Consider the following 7,385-nt stretch of genomic DNA (forward strand, 5'->3'; position numbering starts at 1 on the left):
ACACCCGCCGACGCCACTCCGCGATCGGCAACATCACCCCGAACACCTACGAGAACGTCTACGAAGCCGCGAGATCAGCTACCCTCGCGGAAGCGGCATAACCCACCCGACACCGTGTCCACGATCAAGGGTCAAGGCCCAAACGTTATCGAAGGTTAGCATCGCAATATCCAATACGGCACCCGGCGGTGAGACCGCGGGCAGGAAAGGGCAACGATGCACGACACTTCTCTCCGATTGCGTTACCTCAGCGAGCCCGAGATCATCGACGTCGGCGCCACGGACATGGCACGTTGTATCGACACGATGTGCGAGGTCTTCTCGCTGCTCGCGACCGGCGACTACCGCATGGGTGGTCCGAATCATAGTTCGCATGGGATCAAGGTCGACTTCCCCCTCGAGCCGGCATTCCCCGGTATGCCGCGCCATACCTCGGACCGCCGCTTCATGGCGATGCCTGCATACATCGGTGGGAAGTATCGTGCGACTGGCCTCAAATGGTATGGCTCGAATATCGAGAACAGCGAGAAGGGTCTGCCGCGGTCTATGCACCTGGTGGTCTTGAATGACACCGAGACTGGCGCTCCGATCGCCGTGATGCCGGGAAACCTGATCAGCGCCTATCGTACGGGCGCGGTCGTCGGAGCCGGCACTCTGCACCTCGCCCGAACGGACGCTGACTCGGTCGCGGTGATCGGCCCCGGGCTCATCAACCAGGTTGCGTTCCGGGCGATCCTAGTGACACGGCCCGCCATCGCCCGCGTCCGGATCGCGGCGCGTTCGCTCACGAGCCGGAACGCGCAGCGCTTCCAGGAACTCGTCCGCTCCGAGTTCCCCCAGATCCAAGAGGTGGAGATCGTCGATTCGATCCGGTCGGCGGTCACCGAGGCCGACATCGTCACGGTCGCCGCGACCGGTCTGTCCGGCGTCGCAAACTACCCGGTCATCGACCCGGAGTGGCTGCGCCCGGGTGCGTATGTCGCGGCGACCTCGAACATCCAAGTCGATGCCGGGTTCCTGTGCACTGGCGCTCGTAACGTCGTCGACCACACTCCGCTCTACGAAGCCTACGTCGCGAACTTCAGCCCTCCGTATCACGAGCAACTCGGGGCTCTCGGTGTCAAATACCAGGACATGCTCCTGGACGGGCGCCTGAACGTTGCCGACATCGCCGAGTTCGGGGACATCGTCGACGGCAGGGCACCTGGCTACGATCCGGCACGGCCGTCCTTCTTCTCCATCGGCGGGATCCCGGCCGAAGACGTCGCTTGGGCGACCGAACTCCTCTGGGAGGCGCAGCGCCGCGACATTGGCACGTTGCTGCCGATCTGGGATCAGCCCGCCCTAGGCTAGAGGCGGTTTCGGTCTACCCGGCGCTCCTGACTGCGGCAATCGTAGCGAGCAACCATTGGGGCCGATCGGCCAAGACGTTAATCCGATTCTCGGGTCGCATCGCTCGACACAGCGATCACCGGTACCACCGAAATACGGATGTTCTTTATCGCATCGGTATGAACGAACATGCGCGCGAGGATTCATGCTGTTCGACCCGTCGACTAGCTTCTCGCCCGCTCGCCAGCCCACTTGCTGGTTCGCCGATGTCAACCACGGAGGCTTCGAGGACCAGGTGACCCGTCAACTCCGGCGCCTCTTCGAACGCTGCGTGCGCGGTCTCGCCTTTCGGGTGCCCAAAGGTCGTCCTCGGCACGTCATGTACCCGCGGGGCCCTGAACACGGTCTCGGAACGCACGTCAAATGAAGCGACTCGGAATGCCGCTCATGCTGCGCGTACGGCACGCCCGGCCCCATCGGCTAAGAGATCCGAGCCCTGCCCGAGGTTACTTCTTGTGAGTGCAGCCTGGGCATGGGGATGGGGCATGCGAAGTGGCGGAGTGTATCCCTCGAATCGCTCCGGTGGTGCACTCCGCCACGCGGCGTACTATTTCGTGGCCTCAGGGACGCGGACGAGCTTCTTGTTGGCAAACTCGTTGATGCCGTAATGCGCGAGCTCGCGGCCGACGCCCGAGGCCTTGACCCCGCCGAACGGGAGATCCGGGGCTGTCTTGCTCGTGCTGTTGATCCAGACCATGCCCGTCTCGATCCGGTCGGCGACCCGTTGCGCCCGTTCCAGGTCGCCCGAGAAGACCGTGCCGCCTAGACCGAACGGGGAGTCGTTGGCGATCTGGACCGCTTCCTCTTCGGACGCGGCGCGGTGCACGACCGCGGCCGGGCCGAATAGTTCCTCTGCGTAGGCGCGCATGTCTTTGGTCACGCCTGACAGCACGGTCGCCGGATAGTAGGCGCCCGGTGCGTCGGGGGCCTCCCCGCCCAGGTGGACTTTCGCGCCGCGGTCGATGGCGTCGTCGACCAGCTCGACGAGATCGTGGCGGGCGGCGGTGGAGGAGAGCGGGCCGAGCTTCGTCTCGTCCGACGACGGATCGCCTGTGGCGTACGCGCGGCTCTGCTCGATGAACTTCTCGAGGAACGCGTCGTACACCGCGTCCAGGACGATGAAGCGCTTGGACGCGGTGCAGGCCTGCCCGCCGTTGGCGAAGCGACCGACCGCGGCTGCGGCGGCTGCCGCGTCGAGGTCGGCGTCGTCGAGCACGATGAACGGGTCGGATCCACCGAGCTCCAGCACGTACTTCTTCATATGCCGCCCGGCGACCTCGCCGACCGCTGAGCCCGCCCGCTCGGAACCGGTGAGAGAGACGCCCTGCACGCGCGGATCGGCGATCATCTCGGCGATCTGACCGTTGTTGGCGAACACGTTCGCGTAGACGCCATCGGGCAGCCCCGCCTCGCGGAACACCCGCTCGATAGCGAGGGCGGACTGCGGGCAATTGCGCGCGTGCTTGAGCAGGATCGTGTTGCCCAGGATCAGGTTCGGGGCCGCGAACCGTGCCACCTGGTAATAGGGGTAGTTCCACGGCATGATACCGACCAGGACGCCGACCGGTTCGGTCTTCACGATGGCGGTGCCGGGGCCGGAGATGTCGAGCACCTCGTCCGCGAGGAACTGCTCGGCGCGGTCCGCATAATAGTCGTAGATGTTCGCGACGAGATCGACCTCGCCACGCGCCTGGACGATGGGCTTGCCCATCTCGAGCGTGATGAGCGCAGCCAGTTCTTCCCGCTGTTCGCGGTGGAGCGCGGCGATGCGCTTGACCAGGGCGACCCGCTCTTGCAGCCCGCGATCCCGCCACTGCGGATAGGCTTCCGCGGCGCGATCGAGAGCCTCCCGTGCCTCCTTGTTGGTGATCTCGGGGAACTCGGCCAGCTGCTCGCCGGTTGCAGGATTCACTGTCGTGTAGACACCCATGTGCGACGACGCTCCTTCATTGTTCGGTGTGTGATCGCGGAACTCCGCGCGCACCAGTGCGCACGGATCCTCGACTATCACTGTTGCTCACTATTCATGTCGCGTCCAATACCAAATCCGCCCCCGCTCATGCGCTGGCATTAATAATGCTCTACCGCGCCCAGTGGAGTCCATGTGAGATTTTATGACGATAGTGTCATGAAATAGGATCTATTAGGTATTTGTGTGTTATTGGATTTCGCACCAAGCTGGAACATGACATGCACCAGGACTGAGTGTGCCTGGACGCGATCCGAAAGAGGTGGGGCTTGGTGGAAACGCTCACGGCCGAGCACAACGGCGATCGCACGATCGTGCGATTGAACCGGCCTCAGACACTGAACTCGATCGACCAGGCCATGGTGGATGATCTCCACGAGGTCTGCGACCAGCTCGAGCGCGAACCGCGCATCCTCATCCTGACGGGAACCCGCACCGACAAGGGCGGCATTTTCGCCTCCGGCGCGGACATCTCCCAGCTGCGCGACCGGCGCCGTCATGACGCCCTGCGCGGGATCAACTCGAGCATCTTCGCGCGGATTGCTGCCCTGCCGATGCCGGTGATCGCCGCGATCGACGGCTATGCCCTCGGCGGCGGCGCCGAGCTCGCCTACGCCGCCGACTTCCGGATCGCGACGACGCGGGTGAAGATCGGCAACCCCGAACCCAACCTCGGCATCATAGCCGCCGCGGGGGCATGCTGGCGGCTCGTCGAGCTCGTGGGCGAGCCCGTCGCGAAAGAGATCCTGCTCGCCGGCCGCGTCCTCACCGCAGACGAGGCGCTATCGATTCGGCTGGTCGGCGAAGTCTGCGAGCCGGACGAGCTCCTGGACCGGGCGAACGCGCTCGCGGACCGTATCGGCGGTTTCGACCCGTTGGCGATCCAGGTGACCAAGCAGGTGATCCACGCGCCGCGGGCGGCGCACCCGGTCATCGACAACCTTGCGCAAGCGTTGCTCTTCGAATCCCCGGAGAAGACCCGGCGCATGGATGATTTTCTGCTGAAGCGCAACGCGCGGAAAGGACGCTGAACCCATGGCATTGCCGAATCACATCGCCGTCGTCGGAGGCGGACGGATGGGGGCGGGCATCGCGCTCAGCCTCGCCATCGGCGGATCGCAGGTCACCGTGCTCGAACGCGATGCCGCGTCGGTGGACGCCGCCCGGGCGCGGCTCGATGACATCGCGCAGAAAGCGGTCGCGAAGGATCCCGCGGCCCCCGCCCTCGACGTGCTCCTAGGGCGCCTCGCCGTGTCCGAGGACTACGAGCTCCTGAGAGAAGCAAACCTCGTGATCGAGGCGGTCCCAGAGGACTTCGAGCTCAAAGTGAACACCCTCCGCGCGATCGAGGGGCGCGTCACCGAGACCACCGCGATCGCGACGAACACGTCGTCGCTGTCGGTCACGAAGCTCGCCGCAGAACTCTCCCACCCGTCCCGCTTCCTCGGGCTGCACTTCTTCAACCCGGTTCCCGCCTCCACCCTGATCGAGGTCGTCGTCGGCGAGCAGACCGGCGTCGGCCTCGTCGCCGCAGCGCGAGAGTGGACCGAGGGGCTGCGGAAGACCCCCGTCGTCGTGCATGACGCACCCGGCTTCGCGAGCTCCCGGCTCGGCGTCGCCCTCGCACTCGAAGCGATGCGGATGCTCGAAGAGGGCGTCGCTTCGGCCGAGGACATCGATGCGGCGATGGTGCTCGGGTACCGGCACGCCACCGGCCCGCTCAAAACCACCGACCTCGTCGGTCTGGACGTGCGGCTCGGCATCGCGGAGTACCTCGCCTCCACGCTTGGCGAGCGCTTCGCACCCCCGCAGATCCTGCGCGACAAGGTCGCTGCCGGAGAGCTCGGGCGCAAGAGCGGCACAGGCTTCTTCGACTACAGCTGAACGCTTGGGTCACGCGCCGCACCCCAACGGCTGGCCCGAACCACACACACGATCCCAGGAGGATGCAGATGCCCCAGACCAACGCCCTGTGGAGCGCCCAGGCGCACATGCCGACCGTGCTCTCGAACCCGCAGACCGTCATCGTCAAAGGCGACGGCGCCTACATCACCACTGCGGACGGGGACCGTCTCCTCGACGCCGCCGGCGGCCTCTGGTACGCCAACATCGGCCACGGCCGGGACGAGATCGCACAGGCCGCCGCCGAGCAGATACGCACCCTCGAGACCTGGCACATCTTCGGCCGGTACGTGAACGAGCCGGCACTCGAACTTGCGAACAAGATCGCGACGCTCGCCCCGTTCGACGACGCCAAGGTCATCTTCACCAGCGGCGGATCCGATTCCGTCGACTTGGCACTCAAACTCGCACGCCGTCACCAGCAGCTCCAGGGACAGCCGGAGAAGCTCACCGTCGTATCCCGTCAGGACGGCTATCACGGTCTCCACGCCTACGGTACCAGCGTCGCAGGCCTCTCCTTCAACAGCGACGGCTTCGGCCCCGGCACCCTCATCCCGGAGACACTGCTCGTCGATCAGTGGGACATCGACGCCGCCGAGCGCACCATCCGCGAACACGGCGGAGAGAAGATCGCCGCGTTCATCGCCGAACCCGTCATGGGCGTCGGCGGTCTCGTTCCGCCCCCGGCCGGCTACTTCGAGCGGATCAAGGAACTCGCGAAAGAGTTCGGTTTCCTCGTCATTGCCGACGAAGTCGTCACCGCCTTCGGTCGTCTAGGCACCTGGACGGCGTCCGAGCGCTTCAATCTCGAACCCGACATGATCACTTTCGCGAAAGGCATCACCTCCGGCTACCTGCCCCTGGGCGGCGTCATCGTCGCCCCCAGCGTATCCAGCCAGTTCTACGCAGGAAACGACGCGCCCATCTTCCACCAGGGCCTCACCTACTCCGGCCACGCGACCGTCGCGGCTGTCGCACTCAAGAACCTCGAGATCATCGAGCGCGAGAACCTCCTCGGCCGCGTCCGCGAGCTCGAACCGGTCCTCGTCGAGGAACTCGAACAGCTCCGCCACCACCCCGGCGTGAAAGACGTACGGCACATCGGACTCATGGGCGGCGTCGACCTCGCCGACGGCGTCTCCGGGCTCGACGTTGTCGCCGTCCTCGAAGGTCGCGGCGTGCACCTGCGGAACCTCCCGAACAACATCCTCCAGATCTCCCCGCCCTTCATCGTCACGGCCGAGGAGATCCGCACCATCGTGCGCGGCATCCGCGACGCCCTCGACACCGTACACGGCAGATAAGCCAGGTGGCTGCCCTGCGGGGAAGACAGCCGGCACGACCCGATGTCCTCCCGGACAGGGAGGCTCCACCACTGAATAAGGAACACGCATGAACACATGGAAGAAGCGAGCCCCGAAGACGTTGCTCGCCCTCATCGCGTTCGCCGCCGCGGGCGCACTCGCGCTTTCGGCGTGCACCGCAGGCGGCAGCGCTGGCAATAATTCTGACGCGCCGAAGGTGCTCGCGGTCGCCTCGTCGGCATCGGTCACCACGTGGGATCCGGTGCGTTCGTTCTCGACCGAGGCCTTCTACATGGGCAACGTCTACGAAACCCTGCTCATGAAGAATCCCGAGGGATTGGGTGAGGAGTTCACCCCAGGCCTCGCGAAGAAATGGTCGGTCAGCGAGGACGGCACCGCATGGACATTCGAGCTGCAGGAGAATGCTCAGTTTCACAGCGGTGAGCCTGTCGACTCGGCCGCGGTGAAAGCCAGCATCGAGGCGGCAGCAGAGTACGGGGGAGCGTCGTTCATCTGGGCCCCGCTCGAGTCGATCGATACTCCAGACGACAAGACCGTGGTGCTGAACCTCAGCTACGCTGCCCCGGCAGATCTCATCGCAGCCGCGACCTACGGTGCTTGGATCGTCGAGCCCTCGGCTCTTGAAGCGTCGAAAGACGATGAGACTTATTTCGAGGAGGGCATCGATGCAGGGTCGGGGCCTTACACGATCGGATCGTACAAGCCCGGCTCCGAGGTGGTGCTGAAGGCGGCCGAGGGGTACTGGAACGCCGACAACACACCGTTCTACGACACGGTCAGCGTGCAAATCACCCCGG

Annotated in this window: 6 protein-coding genes; 5 read left to right on the plus strand and 1 reads right to left on the minus strand. The window is 65.2% G+C overall.

Going from position 1 to position 7,385, the window contains the following annotated elements; translation table 11 throughout:
- The first annotated feature begins 216 nt into the window (after positions 1 to 216).
- Positions 217 to 1,353 (plus strand): tyramine oxidase subunit B, encoded by a 1,137-nt coding sequence (locus Q1V87_RS07785; protein ID WP_079941039.1) that lies wholly within the window; start codon positions 217 to 219, stop codon positions 1,351 to 1,353.
- 586 nt (positions 1,354 to 1,939) lie between these two features.
- Here Q1V87_RS07785 and Q1V87_RS07790 read toward each other — a convergent pair.
- The gene (locus Q1V87_RS07790; RefSeq protein ID WP_079941038.1) at positions 1,940 to 3,322 is read right to left on the minus strand and encodes an NAD-dependent succinate-semialdehyde dehydrogenase; all 1,383 of its coding nucleotides are present in this window, start codon (positions 3,320 to 3,322) and stop codon (positions 1,940 to 1,942) included.
- Between the two features lie 311 nt (positions 3,323 to 3,633).
- Between Q1V87_RS07790 and Q1V87_RS07795 the strand changes: the two genes are divergently transcribed.
- The 4 genes from Q1V87_RS07795 to Q1V87_RS07810 all read left to right on the plus strand — a co-directional run.
- Entirely contained in the window at positions 3,634 to 4,392 is a 759-nt protein-coding gene (locus Q1V87_RS07795) for an enoyl-CoA hydratase/isomerase family protein (RefSeq protein ID WP_228145543.1), read from the plus strand.
- Positions 4,393 to 4,396: 4 nt separating this feature from the next.
- Positions 4,397 to 5,245: a 3-hydroxyacyl-CoA dehydrogenase family protein gene (locus tag Q1V87_RS07800; RefSeq protein ID WP_079941037.1), complete on the plus strand. Its 849-nt coding sequence runs from the start codon at positions 4,397 to 4,399 to the stop codon at positions 5,243 to 5,245.
- Between the two features lie 68 nt (positions 5,246 to 5,313).
- The gene (locus Q1V87_RS07805) at positions 5,314 to 6,567 is read left to right on the plus strand and encodes an aminotransferase class III-fold pyridoxal phosphate-dependent enzyme (protein WP_253035956.1); all 1,254 of its coding nucleotides are present in this window, start codon (positions 5,314 to 5,316) and stop codon (positions 6,565 to 6,567) included.
- Between the two features lie 88 nt (positions 6,568 to 6,655).
- The coding region (locus Q1V87_RS07810) for an ABC transporter substrate-binding protein (RefSeq protein ID WP_300591586.1) at positions 6,656 to 7,385 on the plus strand (730 nt) is incomplete at its 3' end.

Origin of the sequence: Microbacterium sp. (assembly GCF_030149085.1) — a bacterium.
In the GTDB taxonomy this organism is placed as follows: Bacteria; Actinomycetota; Actinomycetes; order Actinomycetales; family Microbacteriaceae; genus Microbacterium.

What these genes read in the sequence shown, in the direction of transcription:
- Q1V87_RS07785 (WP_079941039.1), top strand. Translation starts at nt 217, where the DNA reads ATGCACGACACTTCTCTCCGATTGCGTTACCTCAGCGAGCCCGAGATC.
- Q1V87_RS07790 (WP_079941038.1), bottom strand. Translation starts at nt 3,322, where the DNA reads ATGGGTGTCTACACGACAGTGAATCCTGCAACCGGCGAGCAGCTGGCC.
- Q1V87_RS07800 (WP_079941037.1), top strand. Translation starts at nt 4,397, where the DNA reads ATGGCATTGCCGAATCACATCGCCGTCGTCGGAGGCGGACGGATGGGG.
- Q1V87_RS07805 (WP_253035956.1), top strand. Translation starts at nt 5,314, where the DNA reads ATGCCCCAGACCAACGCCCTGTGGAGCGCCCAGGCGCACATGCCGACC.